Annotated in this window: 14 protein-coding genes and 3 pseudogenes; 4 read left to right on the plus strand and 13 right to left on the minus strand. The window is 71.7% G+C overall.

Features of this window, described 5'->3' with window-relative positions; genetic code table 11:
* On the minus strand, positions 1 to 194 hold a 194-nt coding region (locus B1L11_RS48145; protein WP_218671064.1), incomplete at its 3' end, for a hypothetical protein.
* Positions 195 to 412: 218 nt separating this feature from the next.
* On the opposite strand from B1L11_RS48145, the gene B1L11_RS12630 reads away from it, so the two are divergent.
* From B1L11_RS12630 to B1L11_RS12640, 3 genes and pseudogenes are all read left to right on the plus strand, one after another.
* On the plus strand, positions 413 to 1,351 hold the full coding sequence (locus B1L11_RS12630) for a mechanosensitive ion channel family protein (RefSeq protein WP_256862479.1): 939 nt from the start codon (positions 413 to 415) through the stop codon (positions 1,349 to 1,351).
* Between the two features lie 52 nt (positions 1,352 to 1,403).
* Positions 1,404 to 1,763, plus strand: a pseudogene (locus B1L11_RS12635) (globin); the annotation flags it as partial.
* Between the two features lie 36 nt (positions 1,764 to 1,799).
* Positions 1,800 to 3,350 carry a glycoside hydrolase family 13 protein gene (locus tag B1L11_RS12640; protein ID WP_079314652.1) on the plus strand — a complete coding sequence of 517 codons (1,551 nt, stop codon included), beginning with the start codon at positions 1,800 to 1,802 and terminating at the stop codon, positions 3,348 to 3,350.
* Positions 3,351 to 3,399: 49 nt separating this feature from the next.
* On the opposite strand, the gene B1L11_RS12645 is transcribed toward B1L11_RS12640, so the two are convergent.
* The 12 genes and pseudogenes from B1L11_RS12645 to B1L11_RS12695 all read right to left on the minus strand — a co-directional run bounded on the left by B1L11_RS12645 (position 3,400) and on the right by B1L11_RS12695 (position 17,734).
* Positions 3,400 to 3,834 carry a thioesterase family protein gene (locus B1L11_RS12645; protein ID WP_256862480.1) on the minus strand — a complete coding sequence of 145 codons (435 nt, stop codon included), beginning with the start codon at positions 3,832 to 3,834 and terminating at the stop codon, positions 3,400 to 3,402.
* A gap of 70 nt (positions 3,835 to 3,904) precedes the next feature.
* On the minus strand, positions 3,905 to 5,569 hold the full coding sequence (gene ettA, locus B1L11_RS12650; RefSeq protein ID WP_079314653.1) for an energy-dependent translational throttle protein EttA: 1,665 nt from the start codon (positions 5,567 to 5,569) through the stop codon (positions 3,905 to 3,907).
* Positions 5,570 to 5,579: 10 nt separating this feature from the next.
* Positions 5,580 to 6,881, minus strand: coding sequence for a GGDEF domain-containing protein (locus B1L11_RS12655; protein ID WP_079314654.1), 1,302 nt, complete (start codon positions 6,879 to 6,881; stop codon positions 5,580 to 5,582).
* Between the two features lie 219 nt (positions 6,882 to 7,100).
* Positions 7,101 to 7,310: a hypothetical protein gene (locus B1L11_RS50570; protein WP_256862481.1), complete on the minus strand. Its 210-nt coding sequence runs from the start codon at positions 7,308 to 7,310 to the stop codon at positions 7,101 to 7,103.
* Positions 7,288 to 7,692 (minus strand): pyridoxamine 5'-phosphate oxidase family protein, encoded by a 405-nt coding sequence (locus tag B1L11_RS12660; RefSeq protein ID WP_256862482.1) that lies wholly within the window; start codon positions 7,690 to 7,692, stop codon positions 7,288 to 7,290. The genes B1L11_RS50570 and B1L11_RS12660 overlap by 23 nt, the downstream gene beginning before the upstream one ends.
* Before the next feature lie 289 nt (positions 7,693 to 7,981).
* Complete coding sequence (locus B1L11_RS12665; protein WP_079314655.1) at positions 7,982 to 8,734, minus strand: single-stranded DNA-binding protein; 753 nt, start codon at positions 8,732 to 8,734, stop codon at positions 7,982 to 7,984.
* 222 nt (positions 8,735 to 8,956) lie between these two features.
* On the minus strand, positions 8,957 to 10,588 hold the full coding sequence (locus B1L11_RS12670; protein ID WP_079314656.1) for a GTPase: 1,632 nt from the start codon (positions 10,586 to 10,588) through the stop codon (positions 8,957 to 8,959).
* A 7-nt stretch (positions 10,589 to 10,595) separates the two neighbouring features.
* A complete protein-coding gene (locus B1L11_RS12675) occupies positions 10,596 to 12,767 on the minus strand; it encodes a dynamin family protein (protein ID WP_256862483.1) in 2,172 nt (723 codons plus the stop codon).
* Positions 12,764 to 13,995: pseudogene (gene cobA / locus B1L11_RS12680) on the minus strand (uroporphyrinogen-III C-methyltransferase). Before cobA ends, B1L11_RS12675 begins: the two are co-directional and overlap by 4 nt.
* Before the next feature lie 128 nt (positions 13,996 to 14,123).
* Positions 14,124 to 15,280: pseudogene (gene cobT, locus B1L11_RS54755) on the minus strand (nicotinate-nucleotide--dimethylbenzimidazole phosphoribosyltransferase).
* Complete coding sequence (locus tag B1L11_RS12690) at positions 15,231 to 16,427, minus strand: sirohydrochlorin chelatase (RefSeq protein ID WP_256862484.1); 1,197 nt, start codon at positions 16,425 to 16,427, stop codon at positions 15,231 to 15,233. Before B1L11_RS12690 ends, cobT begins: the two are co-directional and overlap by 50 nt.
* A gap of 218 nt (positions 16,428 to 16,645) precedes the next feature.
* The gene (locus B1L11_RS12695; protein ID WP_079314657.1) at positions 16,646 to 17,734 is read right to left on the minus strand and encodes a GNAT family N-acetyltransferase; all 1,089 of its coding nucleotides are present in this window, start codon (positions 17,732 to 17,734) and stop codon (positions 16,646 to 16,648) included.
* 134 nt (positions 17,735 to 17,868) lie between these two features.
* Between B1L11_RS12695 and B1L11_RS12700 the strand changes: the two genes are divergently transcribed.
* Positions 17,869 to 18,288, plus strand: a complete 420-nt coding sequence (locus B1L11_RS12700; RefSeq protein ID WP_079314658.1) for a DUF2795 domain-containing protein — start codon at positions 17,869 to 17,871, stop codon at positions 18,286 to 18,288.
* The last annotated feature ends 4 nt before the right edge of the window (positions 18,289 to 18,292 follow it).

Raw genomic sequence — 18,292 nt, forward strand, 5'->3', positions numbered from 1 at the left:
GCGACGGCCACGCTGCGGCGTCCCGCCGCCCGACCCGTCCGCATCTCGCGGCCGACCGGTTCGCCGGTCGTCATCGGACCGCCGTCCGGCCCTGTCGAGCAGGTGGGGCCGGACGGTGATCGAGGGGGATCCCGCTTGGAGAACGGCGCCGGGCGCGCTTCCGGGTGCGCGCCCGCGTCCTGCCACACCGTCACTGGAGCGTGTCCGGTCCGCCCTCCGCGGCCCCGGACGGGACGCGCTTCCGTCTTCCCCGGCGATGTGACGGAGGCCGGATCAGTCGGCAGTATTGGCTACGTTCAAGAACTGCCGTTGATCCGATCCGGGGGGGATCCACCTCGTGTTACCGCTGTCGCCCGCGACGCCCAGTCCTGAGCCGACCATCGTGCCCGACGCGGACGCAATGGTCGCGAAGGTGTCGGAGGCTTGCGAGAAGAGCGAGGGCATCTTCTGCACCGTCCTGAACAGTGCCTTGCCCGGCAGGACCTTTCCCGCCTGGGTCCAGCTCGTGGCGGGCATCGTGGACGTGCTGCTGATGATCGTCCTGATCCTGGCCGGAGCGCTGATCATCCGGAACGTCGTGCACCGGCTGATCACCCGGCTCACCATGCGGGCCAGCGTCGGGGTGCTGCCGGAGCGGCTGCGCGGCAAGAACGTGCTGACCAGCACGGAGGCCGCGGCGGCGATCATGACGGAGCGCCGCAGGGCGCGCGCCGAGACGATGGGCTCGGTGCTGCGGAGCCTCGCATCGGTCGTGATCCTGGGCACCGCGGCGTTGATGGTCTTCGCGAAGCTCGGAGTCGAGCTGGCACCGCTGCTCACGAGTGTCGGCATCATCGGTGTGGCGGTCGGCTTCGGCGCCCAGGAGCTGGTCAAGGACTTCATCGCCGGCATGTTCATGCTGCTGGAGGACCAGTACGGCGTGGGCGACGTGATCGACACCGGGGTGGCCGTCGGCACGGTGGAGGCGGTCACGCTGCGCATCACCCGCCTGCGCGACGCCGACGGCAAGGTCTGGTACGTGCGCAACGGCACGATCACGCGGGTCGGCAACGAGTCGCAGGGCTGGTCGAGGGCCCTGGTGGACGTGCCGGTGCCGTACGACAGCGACGTGGCGACGGTCCGCGAGCTGCTCAACGGCATCGCGCACGACCTGTGGGAGGACCCGGAGTACCGGGACACGGTCATCGTCGAGGAGCCGCAGGTCTTCGGCCTGGAATCGGTCTCGGGCTCGTCCGTCATCTTCCGGATCAGCGCGAAGACCGTGCCCGCGCGGCACCTGGAGGTCGCCCGTGAGCTGCGCCTGCGGGTGAAGCGGGCCTTCGACGAGAAGAGCCTCACCTTCGCCGCCTGACCTTACCGATCGGTAGCTGACTTAGGCTGAAATCGTGACCAGCGAGCAGACCCTGTCCTTCTACGAGGCGATCGGCGGCGAGGAGGCCTTCGAGCGGCTCGTCCGCCGGTTCTACGAGGGCGTCGCGGAAGACCCGCTGCTGCGCCCGATGTACCCCGAAGAGGACCTCACCGGGGCGGAGGAGCGGCTGCGCCTGTTCCTCATCCAATACTGGGGCGGCCCGAGGACCTACAGCGAGCAGCGCGGCCACCCCCGGCTGCGGATGCGGCACGTGCCGTTCGTCATCGACGAGGCGGCACGGGATGCCTGGCTCAGGCACATGGGCGACGCCGTGCGTTCCCTCGGTCTGCCGGCCGAGCGCGAGAAGGAGCTGTGGGACTACCTCGTCTACGCCGCCCACAGCATGGTCAACGCATAAGTAACGGAAACAGCGGGCAGCCCAAGACTCATGGAAACAACCCCCTGGTGGCGTGATGCCGTTGTCTATGAGATTTACGTCCGCAGTTTCGCCGACGCCTCCGGCGACGGTACGGGCGACCTGGCGGGAATCCGCGACCGCCTGCCTTACCTCGCCGAGCTCGGCGTCGACGCGATCTGGCTGACCCCCTTCTACCCCTCCCCCATGGCGGACGGCGGCTACGACGTGGCGGACTATCGCGACGTCGATCCGTTGTTCGGGTCGCTGGCCGACTTCGACGACCTGGTCGCCGACGCGCACGCGCACGGCCTGCGGCTGATGGTGGACATCGTGCCGAACCACAGCTCGTCGGCCCACCCCTGGTTCCAGAAGGCCCTGGCGTCCCCCAGGGGCTCCCAGGAGCGCGAGCGGTACATGTTCAGGGACGGCGGTCCCGAGGGCGGCGGAAGCGGCCACGGAGAGCCGAACAACTGGCTGTCGACCTTCGGGGGCCCGGCGTGGACCCAGGTGCCCGACGGGCAGTGGTACCTCCACCTGTTCGCGCCCGAACAGCCCGACTTCAACTGGCGCAACCCGGAAGTGCGGGAGGAGTTCCTCGACATCCTGCGGTTCTGGCTCGACCGGGGGGTGGACGGCTTCCGGATCGACGTCGCGATGGGGCTGATCAAAGCGGAGGGACTGCCCGACACCGATCCGGGCTTCACCTCGAAGTCGCCGATCTGGAGCCAGCCGGAGGTGCACGACGTCTACCGCGACTGGCGGCGGGTGCTCGACTCCTATCCCGGCACCCGGGTCGCCGTCGGCGAGGTCTGGACCGACTCGGCCGAGGACCTCGCACTGTACGTGCGGCCCGACGAGCTTCACCAGAGCTTCAACTTCGCCTGGCTTGAGGCCCCCTGGTCGGCCACGGCCTTCCGGAAGGTCATCGACGACACCCTCAAGGCCGTCACCTCGCCGACCTGGGTGCTGTCCAACCACGACGTCGTACGGCACGTCACCCGCTACGGCCAGGGGTCGCTCGACCCGGGGGCAGGTCTCGCCCGGGCCCGCGCGGCGTTGCTCGCCATGCTCGCCCTGCCGGGGTCGGCCTACCTCTATCAGGGCGAGGAGCTCGGGCTGCCCGAGGTCACCGACCTGCCTCCGGAGGCACGGCAGGACCCGATCTTCGCGCGGTCGAACGGCGAGGTGCCGGGCCGCGACGGCTGCCGGGTGCCGCTGCCCTGGTCGGGCACCGAGCCGCCGTACGGCTTCGGGCCCGGCGGGTCGTGGCTGCCGCAGCCGGCGGACTGGGCGGACCTCACGGCCGAACGGCAGGCGGCCGACCCGTCCTCGACGCTGTGGTTCTACCGCCGGGTGCTGCAGGCGCGCCGGGAGCTGCGCGGCACGCTGCCCGACGCGATCACCTGGCTGGAGTCGCCCGAGGAGACGCTGTTCTTCCAGCGGGGCCGGCTGATCTGCGTGATCAACTGCGGTGAGGGCGCGGTCGCGCTCCCGCCCCACGACCAGGTGCTGGTCACCAGCGGCCCGCTCGACGGCACCGCTCTTCCCACCGACACCGCGGCCTGGCTGCTCGCCGGCTGACCTCGCCCCGTCTCCGTGACCGGCCGCGGGCTCGCGCCGTCGCGACCGGTCACGGAGCGATGGAGAACCGCTTGAGGTAGGCGAGCTCGTCCTCGTCGAGCCTGCGGGGGCGGGCGGCCGCCGCGTCATAGGCGACCATGACCGTGCGCGCCTCGACGTAGAGCGTCTCGTCGTCGCGGATCTCGTACGCGAGGGTGAACCGGACCCTGGAGATCTCGGTGACCCACACCTCGACGCGGACGGGATCGGCGCGGAAGGTCAGGGGCCGCCGGTAGTCGATCTCGTGCCGGGCGACCACCAGGTCCTGCCGGCGGCCGGTGGTCTCACGCGGCCGCTCCCACAGCATGGACACCCGCGCGTCCTCGAGGTAGTCGAGGAAGCGGACGTTGTTGACGTGGCCGAAGCTGTCGATGTCGGCGAAGCGCACCTTGCGCTCGAAGACGAAGCGGGTCAGCTGCTCTGGAGGATGGCGTAGCTCGGTCACCGGTCAAACCTAACGGGCCCCGTCCCCCGCGCGGCGGCGGGGGCACGGGGCCCGCGGAAGTGAACTCGGCTCAGTCGCGGGTGAGCTTGCGGTAGGTGACCCGGTGCGGGCGGGCGGCGTCCGCGCCCAGCCGCTCGATCTTGTTCTTCTCGTAGTCGGCGAAGTTGCCCTCGAACCAGAACCAGTTCGAGCCCTCTTCCCACGCCAGGATGTGGGTGGCGATGCGGTCGAGGAACCACCGGTCGTGCGAGGTGATCACGGCGCAGCCCGGGAAGTCGAGCAGCGCGTTCTCCAGGCTGGACAACGTCTCGGTGTCGAGGTCGTTGGTGGGCTCGTCCAGGAGCAGCACGTTGCCGCCCTGCTTGAGGGTGAGCGCGAGGTTGAGCCGGTTGCGCTCGCCGCCGGACAGGACGCCCGCGAGCTTCTGCTGGTCGGGGCCCTTGAAGCCGAACGCCGCGACGTACGCCCGCGAGGGCATCTCGACGTTGCCGACCTTGATGTGGTCGAGCCCGTCGGAGACGACCTGCCAGACGTTCTTGCTCGGGTCGATGCCGGCCCTGCTCTGGTCCACGTACGAGATCTTGACGGTCTCGCCGATCGTGATGGACCCGGTGTCCGGAGTCTCGGACCCCGTGATCATCCGGAACAGCGTGGTCTTGCCGACGCCGTTCGGGCCGATGATGCCGACGATGCCGTTGCGCGGCAGGTCGAAGGACAGCTCGTCCATGAGCAGCCGGTCGCCGAAGCCCTTGCTCAGCTTCTCGGCCCGGATGACCGTCGTGCCCAGACGCGGGCCCGGCGGAATCTGGATCTCCTCGAAGTCGAGCTTGCGGTACTTGTCGGCTTCGGCGGCCATCTCCTCGTAGCGCTGGAGACGGGCGCGGCTCTTGGTCTGGCGGGCGCGCGCGTTGGAGCGCACCCACTCCAGCTCCTCCTCCAGGCGCTTCTTGCGCTTGACGTCCTTCTGGCCCTCGACCTTCAGACGCGCGGCCTTGGCCTCCAGGTAGGTGGAGTAGTTGCCCTCGTAGGCATAGCAGCGGCCGCGGTCGAGCTCCAGGATCCAGCCGGCCACGTTGTCGAGGAAGTAACGGTCGTGGGTGACGGCCAGGACGGTGCCGGGGTACTTCTCCAGGTGCTGCTCCAGCCACTGGACGCTCTCGGCGTCGAGGTGGTTGGTGGGCTCGTCGAGCAGCAGCAGGTCGGGCTGCTCCAGCAGCAGCTTGCACAGCGCGACCCGGCGCCGCTCGCCACCGCTGAGCGTGGTCACGTCCGCGTCGGGCGGCGGGCAGCGCAGCGCGTCCATGGCCTGTTCGAGCTGGCTGTCGAGGTCCCACGCGTTGCGGTGGTCGAGCGCGTCCTGCAGGCGGCCCATCTCCTCCAGCAGCTCGTCGCTGTAGTCGGTGGCCATCTGCTCGGCGATCTCGTTGAATCGGTCGAGCATCGCCTTGGTCTCGGCGACGCCCTCCTCGACGTTCCCGAGCACGGTCTTCGACTCGTTGAGCGACGGCTCCTGCAGCAGGATGCCGACGGTGAAGCCGGGCATCAGCCGGGCCTCGCCGTTGGACGGCTGCTCCAGCCCCGCCATCATCTTGAGCAGCGTCGACTTGCCCGTGCCGTTCGGGCCCAGGACACCGATCTTGGCCCCCGGCAGGAACGACAGCGTGACGTCGTCGAGAACCACCTTGTCACCGTGCGCTTTGCGCACGCGCTGCAACGTGTAGATGTACTCCGGCATACCTTCAAGCCTAGGGGATCGCACCGGCAGCGCCGTCCGCGCTGCGGGGAGGTGGGGCCACTGGGGCGGCTGGGAGGCAGACCCTGTCCCTGCCGAGCTCTTTCGCACGGTAGAGGGCGAGGTCGGCGGCGGCCAGCAACTCGATCAGGTCCTCGCCGTGAACGTTCATGATGGCCACGCCGGCCGACACCGTGACCGTGATCGTCGCCTGCTCCGCGGGGACCACCATCCGGCCCACCCGGGTGCGCAGCCGCTCGGCCACCCGCCTCGCCTCGTGCACGTCGGCGCCGGGCAGCAGCACGACGAACTCCTCGCCGCCGAAGCGCCCCACCACGTCGTACTCGCGTAGTTGCGTACGGAGGGTGGCCGCCACCTGGGCGAGGACCTGGTCGCCCACCAGGTGGCCGTAGGTGTCGTTGACCTTCTTGAAGTGGTCGATGTCCACCAGGACCAGCGCGAGGGCGTCCCCTGTCCGCTGGGCCCTGGCGATTTCGGTGTCCGCCTCCCGCTGCCAGGCGGCCGCGTTCAGCAGGCCCGTCTTCGGGTCCGTACGGGCCGCGGCCTGGAGCTGGGCGTGCAGCAGGCTCCGCTGGAGCAGCACGACGGGCGGCAGCACGAGCAGCAGCAGCGCCAGGTTGAGGCCGCAGACGACCGCGACGAGCACGCCGAGGCAGAGCTCGACCGCGTCGAGCAGGACGCGTTCGCGGTCCCACAGGACCTCGCCCCAGCGGCCCTCCGGGTCGGACGCGTGCGCCGCGACCGCGATCAACGCGGTGTTGAGCACCGTGAACAGCACCGCGCAGGCCGCCGCGATCGCGATCGGCCCGCCCTCTCCCGCCGACAGGTGCGCGGGGACGGAGACCGAGCGATGGAAGACGGCCGAGGCGGAGGCCGCCGCGAGCCCGATCGCCGCCGCGCTGAACACGCGGCGATACAGCACGGTCGCCCGCACCCTGAGCTGCAGCAGGATCTGCATCGGTATGGGTGCGAGCAGGGCGTAGACCGGCGGAAGCAGGAACGCCACCGGCAACCACCAGGCGGACAGCAGGTCACGGGACACACCGGCGGGCATGCCGAGGCGGCGGGTCGCCTCGATGCACACCGCACCGCACACGGTGAGCGCCCCGAACATGGCGACGTGGTGAGCGTGGAACGCGGTCGACTTCGCCAGCACCGCGATCAGGACCGCGTCGAACGCCACGATCGCGCACACGTACGACACGAGGGCGGGCGGCTGGGCCAGCAGCGGCCAGCGACTTCGCGAGCAGATCGCGCTTCGCGGCCTGGCCGAGGTCTGACCGGTTGCCGTCATCCCGCCCCCCAGTAGCCGAAGCCCATCTCACGATGAGTAACACAATAGTTGCGGAGGGTGCGATGCGCGACGGGAACCGCTACCTTGGCACGATGGCCATCTGCATCTGATGGGCTAAGGAGGCTTCTGCGGCGGTTTGCCCGACCCGGGATTCGTGCTGTTCCGGCCGAGGCCGTGGCGCCGCCCAGGGCGGCGAGCAGGCCGGCTCACCCGCCGGTGCTATGGGGTGCGGGGAAGCGGCGGCAGCGGCAGGGGCAGACCAGGCAGGCCGTCGATGCTGGTCGCGACGTGCTCCTTCTTGTGGAAATACGCGTCGAGCGACTCATCGGTCTCGCGTTCGAAACGCGACCCGTGCAGCGGGCGGTCCCCTTCATAGGTCATGAACGGGACGGCGTACCCGCACGTGTCACGGATCTTCTCGGCGGTCACGACGATGATCGCGCGCAGGCCGTGCCGGCTCGGGTCGATGTCCGGGAAGTGGCGCATCAGGCCGGCCCACCGTGGATCGTCGCGGAAGACCGGCTCTCCGCGACCGTGCACGCGCACGATGTTGGGTGGCGTCGAAGGCGCACCACATCAGGGTGATGCGGCCGTTCTCGCGCAGATGGGCGATCGTCTCGGCGTTGCTGCCGGCGAAGTCGAGGTAGGCCACGGTGAGCTCGTCGAGCACGGCGAACGATCCGCTCAGGCCCTTGGGCGAGAGGTTGACTGTGCCCTCGCCGTCCAGCGGCGCCGTCGCGGTGAAGAAGATGTGCTGCGCCTCGATGAAGGCACGCAGTCTCCCGTCTATCCGCTCATAGCTCTTCCCCATGACCCGATTATGACCGGGGTGATCCGGTTGGCTAGGAGCGGGGATGGCGCAGCCAGAGCGGCCCGCGGTGACCTGCGGATGGCGTCCGCAGGCAGCGGGCCCGAAGACGGCTCTGCCCTTTGGCCCGCTGGGTCGCGGCGGGCCAAAGAAGCGAACATCTCTGCGGCGACCACCTCCAGCCGCCGCCGGACACGCGCGAGTTCCCCGGGGATCACGCCCGCATCGCGCTACTCCCTGCCTGTCGCTGCCTGAACCGACCGGACGCACACGGCTGACCTGCGAGACACTGCTACGCCGCCAGTGCGGGTGGGAGCCAGGCGGCCTCGGCGCTTTCCCGCGCGCCGCGCTCCGGGCCCGTCGCCCCGTCCAGCGCGCTTTCCTCCGTGCCGGTCTCCCCTGTGCCGGTCTCCTCTGTGCCGGTGTCCTCCGTGCCGGCGGCCGGCGATGTCGCGCACCAGGCTCCGTCGGCGTGGTGGGCGCCGGCGGTCCCCCGCGCTCCGGCCGCCGCCAAGGCCGTGCCATTCGTGCTCCGTTCGCCGACGAGGGCGTCGAACGCCTCGTCACCGCCTCCGTCGACGACGGGCGCCGCGCCGAGGGCGGCGGGACCGGTCAGCTCCCACTCCCGCGTCGCGTCCTCCATCGCATGGCGCTCGTCGTCGCTCGGCGCGCCCGCCGAGTAGGCCCGGATCGGCTTCTCGAACGTGGCGATGCCCCACTTCAGGTCATGGCCCACCGAACTGGCCTCGATCTCGGCCCAGAACCGCTGCTCGCCGTCGCGCTCGAACTGCTTGATCCGCAGCTTGCCGTACACCACGACCGGGTGGCCCTTGCGGATCGACTGCTGCACGTTGTCCGCCAGGCCCCGGTAGCAGCGCACGGTGTAGTAGGTGGTGTCCCTGGTCTGCCAGGTGTTGGTCTGCTGGTCGAGGACGCGCCTGTTGACGGCCATCCGCATCGAGGTGACACGCGAGCCGTCGCGGAACTGGTACTGCCGGGGGTCGTCGGTGACGTTCCCGCTCAGCGTGACGTAGATGTCGTTCATCGAAGTGCCTCCCCGGCCCGGTCACTCGCCGGGCTCGGGGGACACACTGGCCGCGCCCCCCACCGCCGCACGGGCCAGAAACCCGTTCTGTGGACGAAGCCGCGCCTGTGGACAACGCTTCCGGCTCGTGCACGCAGCCGCCGGGCACGGGCGGGCGGCAGGCGTTCAACCCCGGCCGCAGGCGTTCAACCCCTGGCGGCAGGCGTTCACCCCGGCAGGCGGTCAGCGCCGGGCGGCCGCCATCGCGCCGAAGAACTCGTTGTAGCGGTTCAGCTCGCGCTCGACCGGCTGGACGACCATGTCCTGCGCCAGGACGCCCACGCGACGTCTCATGTCGTGCTCCAGCCGGTCGCGTTCCTTGCCCGCGGCGAGCACCACGAAGTTCCTGCTCGCCATGGCCGAGAACAGGCCGAGCCCGAGGACGCTGATCATCATCAGCCCCACCCAGGGCAGCACGGCCACGTCACCGAGGACCTCGGCCGGCGGACGGCCCGCCTTGAACACGCCGTACGCGAGGATCGCGCCCGCCCAGGCGAGGCTCGCGACGAACATGACCACCAGGAGGTACTGCCAGATCTTCAGCAGCCACCACCAGGCGGGCACCCGGTCGAGCGGCGGAGCCACCTCCGACAGCTCCTCCGACAGCGCCTCGGGAAGCTCGTCCGCCCGCGAGCGGGCCGCCTCGCGCACGCCGTCGCGCCACACCTCGGGCATGCCTCCCGTCAGCCCGTCGGCGAGCGCCTGCACCGCGTTGTCCACCTCGGCGGGCTGGGCGGTGACGGCACTCGCGACCAGACCGCGGATGTCGTCCTTCACGGCCCCCAGGCGCAGGCTCTTGAGCGGGTCGGGCCGCAGCCGCGCCGCCCAGCGCGCGTACGGCCAGCCGACCCAGTCGCCGGACCGGACGGCGTACACGTTCTCGAGGGCCTCGCCCAGCGCGGAGACGCCGATCGCGTCGCACAGCGCGTCGACCAGCCCGGCACGCCGCGCGCCGTCCACCGTGGGCTCGACCCGCAGCAGCTCCGGCACGTCCTTCACCAGGCGCAGCACCAGCCGGTCGAGGTCGGCCTCCAGGCGCTGGTAGGCCGCACGCCGGGCGGCCACGGACTCGGCCAGGACGGCCTTCAGGCTGTCCACGCCCTTGCCGGTGGTGGCGGACGTCGCGACCACCCGGGGATGGGTGACGCCCTCACGCCGGAGAAGATCCTCCAGGTCGGCCACGCACTCCGCCTGCTCCTCCGGGGTGAGCCGGTCGGACTGGTTCAGCACGAAGACCGTCACCGCGTCGTGCCCGGTGAGCTCGGTCACGTAACGCCGGTGCACCGAGGCGTCGGCGTACTTCTGCGGGTCGAGCACCCACACGATGAGGTCGGCCACCTGGATCAGCCGGTGGGCCTCGTGGTCGGTGAGCGCTCGGATCGAGTCGTGGTCGGGCAGGTCGAGCAGGATCAGCCCGTGCAACTGGCTCTCGCCCTTGTCGAGGGCGCTGGCGCGGGCGAACCGGTGCCGCCACTGGATCTGCAGCCAGTCGAGCAGCGGGCCCGCGCCGTCGATGCCCCACACGCAGGCGTGGGTGCGCGCCGTGGTCGGCCTGCGTACGCCGATGGGCGAGAGCTCCAGCCCGGAGACGGCGTTGAACAGGGACGACTTCCCGCTGCCCGTGCCACCGGCGAGCGCGACGACCGTGTGGTCTGACGACAGCTTGAGCCGGTCGCCCGCGCGCAGCAGGAGCTGGGCGGCCTCCGTGAGCAGAGCCGGGTCGAGCCGCCCCTGTCCCAGCTCGACGATCTTGGCCAGGGCGGCGAGCCTGGAGCCGAGCCCGTGCTGGGTTTCGGCGGTGCTGACAGCCGTCATGGATTCCTCACCGTTGTGCCGGACCGGAGGCGTACCCGGGCGTGATCTGCCGGATCGGCTCCGTCATCGTGCGACCTCGAGGTTGTACGTTGCCTGGTAGAGCCGCGTCGCCGCGGCCTCGTCCGGGATGCCGGCGCTGTCGAGCGCGTCGACGTACCGGAGGGTCTCCTCGTCGAAGAGCAGTCCGACGCGAGCGCGCAGGTCGCTCCGGGCCTTGGCGCTGATGTTGCGCAGCGACTCGGCGCCGAGCAGGCCGCGCAGCAGCCGCTGGGGGCAGCGCACCGGCGCCAGCGCCCGCCGGCGCGTCCGTGGCGCCGTAGCCGAGCAGGCCGATCATGAAGATCAGCGAGAGCGACTCCACGTCGAAGGAGATCAGCTTGGCCACCGAGCGCTTGGTCACGCCCTCGGTGCGGATCAGTTCGGTGACGTGGTCCTGCCAGGCGGTGATGGTCCTGGTGGTCCTGCGGGCGATCTCCTCCGAGGGGCGGCCGAGCCCCGGTGTCGCGGCCAGGCGGTCGCCCGCGCCCGCCCGCTGCCGCCAGCGCGCCACGGCCTCCTCGGCGGCCTGCTGGACGGCCGAGTCGACCAGCGCTTCGAGGCCCGCCCGCAGGGCGGCCTTCAGCCCGCGCACCCGCTCGGGGCCCTGCTGGTGGCCCTTGGCGCCGCGGCGCAACTGGAGCGTGCGCATGAGGTCGCCGGAGCCGGCGAAGTCCTGCCATCGCGCGAGCACCTCCCCGCGCAGCAGCGAGCCGTCCCTGGTCGCCTCGTCGATCCGCGCCAGGGCGCCCATGTACGCCGCGTCGACGTCGGAGCGCAGGTCGGCGCGCAGGGCGACCTGGGTTTCGAGGTGCCGGGCGAGCGCGGGCAGGCGGGTGCGGAAGCTGTTCAGCACGCCGTTCAGCGTGGCCTTGACCGCCGCCTCCCGCCGCTCGTCGTCGACCGACAGCGCGGACAGCCACATGCGGAGATCCGCGATCTCGATCTCGGGCAGCCGCCCGTCCTGTACGGACGTCTCGTTGATGACGAAGCGCTCGACCTCGCCCAGGCCGTACTCGTTCAGCATCCGGCCGAAGTGCTTGACGACGACCTCGCGGGACTTCGGCGGCACGCGGGACAGCACGATGACCAGGCGCGCCCCGCGCTCCTTGGCCCGGCGCAGCAGGCCCCAGGACGGCGCGTCGGCGTACCGGGACGCCGTGGTGACGAACACCCACAAGTCGGCGGCGTCCAGCATTCGGTGTGCGATCTCGTGGTGCTCCTCCACGACCGAGTCGATGTCGGGCGTGTCGAGCAGCGCGAGCCCCCTGGGCAGGGACGGGCTCGACGTCAGCACCACACTGCCGGGCGGGGCGTCCCGGGTGGGTTCTTCGAGCCTTTCCAGACCGCCCAGGAGATCGCCCCGCGCGTACCACTCGTGGTCGCCGGGGTGGCACACGATCACGGGCGTCGCCGTGGTCGGGCGGCGCACCCCCGTGGCCGAGACCTTCCCCCCGGCGAGCGAGTTGACGATGGTGGACTTGCCCGCCCCCGTCGAACCGGCCACGGCGATCAGCGCGGGCGCGGTGCTCATGTGGACGCGCGGGATGACGTAGTCGTCGAGCTGCGCCAGGACCGCCGCCTGCGCCTTGCGCGCCTCCTCGGCACCCGGCACGTCGAGGCCGAAGTGCAGGCCCTTCACCGCCGTACGGAGCTGGTTGAGCGCCTCGGTCAGCGCCGCCGAGACCGGCTCCGGCATCGGGAACGAACGGACCCCGTCGTCGTCGGCGTCCTCCGCGTTCCCGGCGTCCTCGACGTTCTCGGCCTCGTCGGCGTTCTCGTCGTCCTCCGCGTGCTCCGTGTCTTCGGCGCCCTCCGAGTCGTCCTCACGGTGCTCCGAGACCTCAAGGTCCTCGGCGTTCTCCGCGTCCGCCGCGTCTTCGGCGTCCTGCTCGCCGTCCTCGATCGCATCCTCCGCCGCGTCGGCGGCGGACCCGTCGGACGGGGCGGACGGCCGCCCGCGCGAGCCCGAGGGATCCGAAGCGGGCTCCGGTGGGGGCTCGTCGTCGCGGATCGGGCGGAACGCGATGGTCTGCTCACCCGGCGACTCCGGGTGCTCCCCGATGTCCGGCTCCTCGGTCACGGCGTCGCCGGAACCCGCACCGGTCCCGTGGTCGGGCGTGTTCCTGGCTGCCGATCTCACGGGACCCGCTCCGCTCGCACCATTTCGATCTCCTGGCCGACCTTGACGACCTCGCCGACGATCACGATCGCCGGAGGCCGCACTCCGGCCGCGGTCACCCGTTCCGCCACGGTCGACAACGTGGCGGCAACGGCTCGCTGGGTCGGAAGAGTACCGTCCTGTACCACCATCACGGGAGTTTCCGGTGAACGTCCGTCTCGCACCAGCGTTTCGGCGATCTCCTTGATCCGTTCGACCGCCATGAGAAGTATCAGGGTTCCGGCCGATCTCGCCAATCCGGGCCAGTCGACGGTGGACCTGGGGTCGCCGGGCGCGACGTGCACGGAGATGACGTGGAACTCCTGGCTCACCCCGCGATGGGTGACCGGGACCCCGGCGGCCCCGGGGACCGCGACCGCGCTGGTGATGCCGGGCACCACGGTCACCGGGATGCCCGCCCGGGCACAGGCGAGCATCTCCTCGCCGCCGCGGCCGAAGACGAACGGGTCGCCGCCCTTCAGCCGTACGACGAACCTGCCCTTGCGGGCGTGCTCGATGAGCAGTTCGTTGATCTTCTCCTGGGGCAGCGACCGGCCGTACGGCACCTTCGCCGCGTCGATCAGCTCGACGTCGGGCGACAGCTCGTCCAGGAGCGCGCGTGGGGCGAGCCGGTCGGCCACGACCACGTCGGCCTGGGCCAGGAGCTGGCGTCCCCGCACGGTGATCAGACCGGGGTCGCCGGGACCGCCGCCGACCAGCGCGACGCCGACCGGCTTGGTGCGGTGCCGCCGGGCGTCCACGGTTCCATCGCGCAGCGCGCCCACGATCGCGTCGCGGATGCCGGCCGCGCGGCGGGGGTCTCCACCGGCGGTGACCGCCACGCCGATCTCCTCCACCCGCCCGCTGGCGGGGGTCCAGGCCGCGGAGGCGTCCTTGTCGTCGGCCCGCACGCACCAGATGCGCTTGGCCTCGGCCTCGGCGCGACCGCGGTGTTGACGTCGCGGTGGTCGGTGCAGGCGTGCACCAGCCAGGCGCCGTCGCAGTCGCCGACCTGGTAGGGCCGCCGCTCCCAGGTCACCCGGCCCGTGGCGATGAGGTCGTCCAGCGCCGGGGTGACACTGGGCGAGACCAGGGTGACGGAGGCTCCGGCGTCGAGCAGTGCGGGGACCCGTCGCTGAGCGACGCGTCCGCCGCCGACCACGAGCACACGCCGCCCGTCGAGGCGGAGGCCGAGCAGGTAGGGCGCCATGACCCCTGTCTCCCTATTGCGTCAAGCGTGCATTGTTAGGAGGCAAACCTACCCGCTGGGCTCGGGCGACATTCACAGGATGAGACTTGTGAGTCCACGGGGCGGTCGCCCGCGGGCCCGCGCGAAGCTCACTCGCCCTTGTCCGCCACACCCGCGGAGTCGAAGGTGGCGACCTCGTGCATGACCCGCGCCGCCGCGCTGACCAGAGGGTGGGCGAGCAGCCCGCCGGTTCCCTCCCCGAGGCGCAGCCGCAGGTCGACGAGCGGGTCGAGGCCCAGGTGGGCCAGCGCCGCCGCGTGGCCCGGCTCGGCCGAGCGGTGCCCGGCCAGGCAGTAGCCGATCGCGTCGGGTGCGAGCGCGCCGGCCACCAGGGCCGCCGCTCCGGCGATCACCCCGTCGAGGATGACGGGCACCCGGGCCGCGGCGGCGCCGAGCACGAAACCGGCGATCGCCGCGTGCTCCAGGCCGCCGACCGCCGCGAGCACGCGCAGCGCCTCGTCAGGCCCGCCGGGTACGGCTCCCGCCTCGGTGATCCCGTTGGCCCGCAGGCCCTGCCGTACGATCTCGATCTTGTGCTCGTAGGTGGCGTCGTCGACGCCGGTCCCCCGCCCGGTGACCCCGGCGGCGGGCCTTCCGGTGAAGGCGCAGATCAGGGCGGCCGACGCGGTGGTGTTCGCGATGCCCATGTCGCCGGTGACCAGGCAGCGCCCGCCCGCGTCCACCAGGTCGCGGGCGACCTCGATCCCTGCCGTCAGGGCGGCGACGGCCTGCTCCCGCGTCATCGCGGCCCCTGCGACAGGTCGGCCGTGCCGTACGCGACCTTGCGGTCGAGCAGCCGGGGCGCGGGCGGCAGGTCGGCCGCGACACCCACGTCCACCACGGTCACCGACGCGCCCACCTCGGCGGCGAAGGCGTTGGCGACCGCTCCTCCCGCCGTGAAGTTGGCCACCATCTGCGCGGTGACCTCCTGCGGCCAGGGGCTCACCCCCTGCGCGTGCACGCCGTGGTCGGCGGCGAAGATCGCCAGGGCGGCCGGGACCGGAAGCGGCGGCGGGCAGGTCCCGGCGATGCCGGCGAGCCGCACCGCGACGTCCTCGAGCACCCCGAGCGAGCCGCTCGGCTTGGTGAGCCTGTCCTGGTGGGCCCTGGCCTCCGCCATGGGACCGGGCTCGACCGGGCGGATGGCGCCGATCGTCTCGCCGAGGGACGTCATGCTCTCTCCTTCTGCGCGGCGTCTACACCGCGCTGGCGACTCCGGGCTGGGCGAGCGGCCCGTCCGGCGCATCGCCGCGGGGCTCCTCCCCCGCCTCGCCGCGGCCGGTCACGCCGATCATGCTATCGGCCTCGATCTCGCCGTCCGTCTCCGGTTCCGGCGTCTCGGCGTCGAGCGTCTCCACGTCGAAGGCGTCCAGGTCGAGCGGTTCCAGCTCCAGGGGCACGGAGTCCAGCGGTTCAGAGTCCAGCGGCCCGGGGCTCGGCGGCTCGGCGCCGGCGTCCCTGGTCGTGTTCAGGCGCGGGGCGATGGCGGTCACGAGCCCGGCCCCGGTCTCGGCGTCCGGCGTACGTCCGGCGGGGAACGGCCGGGTCACCGGCAGCAGCGTGGACGGGCGGCGCGCCGCCGGGGCCGAGGACTGACCACCCCCGGCGAGCGCCTCCTCGTACCTGTCGATCACCACGTCGGCGAGGCCTTCGCAGTCGCCGATCACCTCGGCGCAGCGGATGTCGAGGCCCTCGTGGTTGGCCCCGTACGCCAGCGCCTGCGCCCAGATGCGTTCGAGGACTCCGCCGGCGAACAGGACGTACGGCAGGACGATGACGCGCTTGGCGCCGAGCCTGCGGCATCGCTCCAGGCCGCCCGGCACGCCGGGGCGGGTGTGCGACACGTAGGCGGTCTCCACGGTCAGCAGGTCGGCGGCGTGGGTCTCCCAGAACAGCCGCGAGACCCGGTGGACCTCGGCGTTGACGGCGGGGTCGGTGGAGCCGTGCCCGACCAGGACGACCGCGGTCTCGCCGGGACCGATCTCGGCGGGCGGCTCGTCGGTCACGAACCGCGGCATCTCCGCACGGGCGTCGGCGAGCCGCTCCGCGAGCAGCTTGAGCACGCGCGGGTCGGGCCCGAGGGGGCGGCCGAGGTCGTATTCGAGCGTTGGGTGCCGCTCCTGCTCCAAAGCCATGGTGCCGGGGATGTCCCCGAGCGCGCGCCGGTCGCCGGTCAGGCTGAGCGGCACCGCGATCAGATGGTGGTGCCCCCGGGCCACGAGAGAGGCGATGGAGTCACCGAGCGGGGGGCGGGCGTTCGTGATGAAGCCGCCGCTCACCTCGGCGGGAAGCCCGTCGAGGCGGCAGCGAAGGCGGTGAACGAACCTGCCGAACTCGGCGACGCCGGTCTCATCGTGGCTGCCGTGGCCGATGAGCAGCAGCGGCGGTTTCATCTAGCTGATCTCCCCTGCAGTTGACCTGCGTGTCGTTCACAATCCCCGCTCCCGTCCGGGCCGGCGCCGCCCGTGTGCATGCCGGGGCGAGGTCTCCCGCTTCAGGGACGCGCGCTCACCGGCCGGCGGGAGGCTCACGGCTGGCGAGGATAGCCTTCCGGCCCTCAATCATGGTGGTCGCTTGACCGATGGGCACAGCGACTAGGGGGATTCTTTACCTATTGCCATGAAATTTCCCCGTTGAGCATGCCGAACAGGACGGCGTCGGCCCAGCCCCCCGGGACCGGCAGCGCCTGCCGCATGATGCCCTCCTCGATGAACCCGGCCTTCCTGGCGACCGCCTGACTCGCGCGGTTGCCCGTCGCGACCAGCAGGTGGACCCGGTGGAAGCCGAGGTCGAACAGGTAGGCCGTGGCCAGTTGCGTGGCCTCCACCGCGTACCCCCTGCGGCGGGCCCACGGCGCGATCCAGTACCCCAGTTCGGCGTCCCCACGCTCGTGGTCCTCGCGCTGCACCCCGATGGCTCCGGCGAGCCGCTCCCCGTCCTTCGGCTGTATCGCGAAGTTGCCACCATAGCCGGGGCCGTTCGCGTGCGCGAGCCGGGTGCACCACTCAAGCGCGCGCTCCAGCGTGTACCCCTCGGCCCACGGCATCCAGCGGGCGATCTCGGGATCGCCCTTGACCGCGTCGACGACGTCGAAGGCGTCCTGCCGGGCGAACGGCCGCAGCACGAGCCGCTCGCTCTCGATCCTGCGGCGCGGGACCGACCGCTCGTCGCCGCGCAGGCGGCCGAAGACCACCAGGTCGTGCGGGCCGTCGTCCTCGAACCCCGCGCCGCGGAGCAGTCCCTCGCGGGTGAAGCCGGCCTTCTCCGCGACCCTGATCGAGGCGAGGTTGTCGGCGTTGGCCCGCAGTTCGATCCGCCTCAACGGGCCCTCCCGGAGCAGGCGGCCGACGAGCCCGCGGACCGCCTCGGTCGCGTATCCGCGGCGGCGGTAGGCGGGATGCACGCCGTATCCCACCTCCGCGGTGCCCGCGCCCCACTGGGCCTTGAAGACGCTGATCGACCCGACCACGCCGTCCCGGGCGTGCATCGCGAGGTGGATGCCCTGGCCCGAGCGCCACAGCTCGTGCACGCCGTACGACAGCCACTGCGCGATGCCGGACGCGTGCCCGGGCGCGCCCGGCGGCAGCGCGGTGGGATGCGCGCCGTCCTCGATGATGGCCCGCACCTGGCCCGCGTCCCCGGGGCCGAACGGCCGCAGGATCAGCCGTTCGGTGTTGATCGTCAGCCGCTCGTCGAACAATGCGTCACTCCATCACATGAGCGGATTTTTCGCCCGCCGCAGATTATGTGGGACACGGCCTCACCGCTCTCGATGTTTGGGGCAGGCGGTCCGGGTACGAGGCACGTCAGTGACCCTAATCGGGAGGTGAGGTCATGAGTATCCAACGCGGCAGCGCCAAGCACGGCCGCCGGCTCGACGAGCAGCAGAAGCACGAGACGCAAGGCCTCGTGCAGGGCGCCGGGAGCAGCCGGGCCGAGGAGTGGCGCGAGCCCGAGCCGACGCAGCAGCCCGAGGAGGACATGTCGCCGCCGCGCCGGCAGCCGCCCGGCCGCGAACCCGGGACGCCGCTCGGCATCACCCCCGCCGACGTGGAGCGGCGCAGCCACCTCGCCACCTGGCTCAGCGACGCCGGTTTCCCCGCCGACCCGGCCAAACTGCTCGCCCACGCGGAACGCAAGAACGCCCCCGACGCCGTGATCGACGCCGTACGGCGGCTGCCCGAGATGAGGTTCCACAACATCGGGGAGGTGGCGGAGGCACTCGGGCTCGGAGTGGAACGGCAGCGCTGGTAGGAGG

Source organism: Microbispora sp. GKU 823, from assembly GCF_002027145.1.
In the GTDB taxonomy this organism is placed as follows: domain Bacteria; phylum Actinomycetota; class Actinomycetes; order Streptosporangiales; family Streptosporangiaceae; genus Microbispora; species Microbispora siamensis.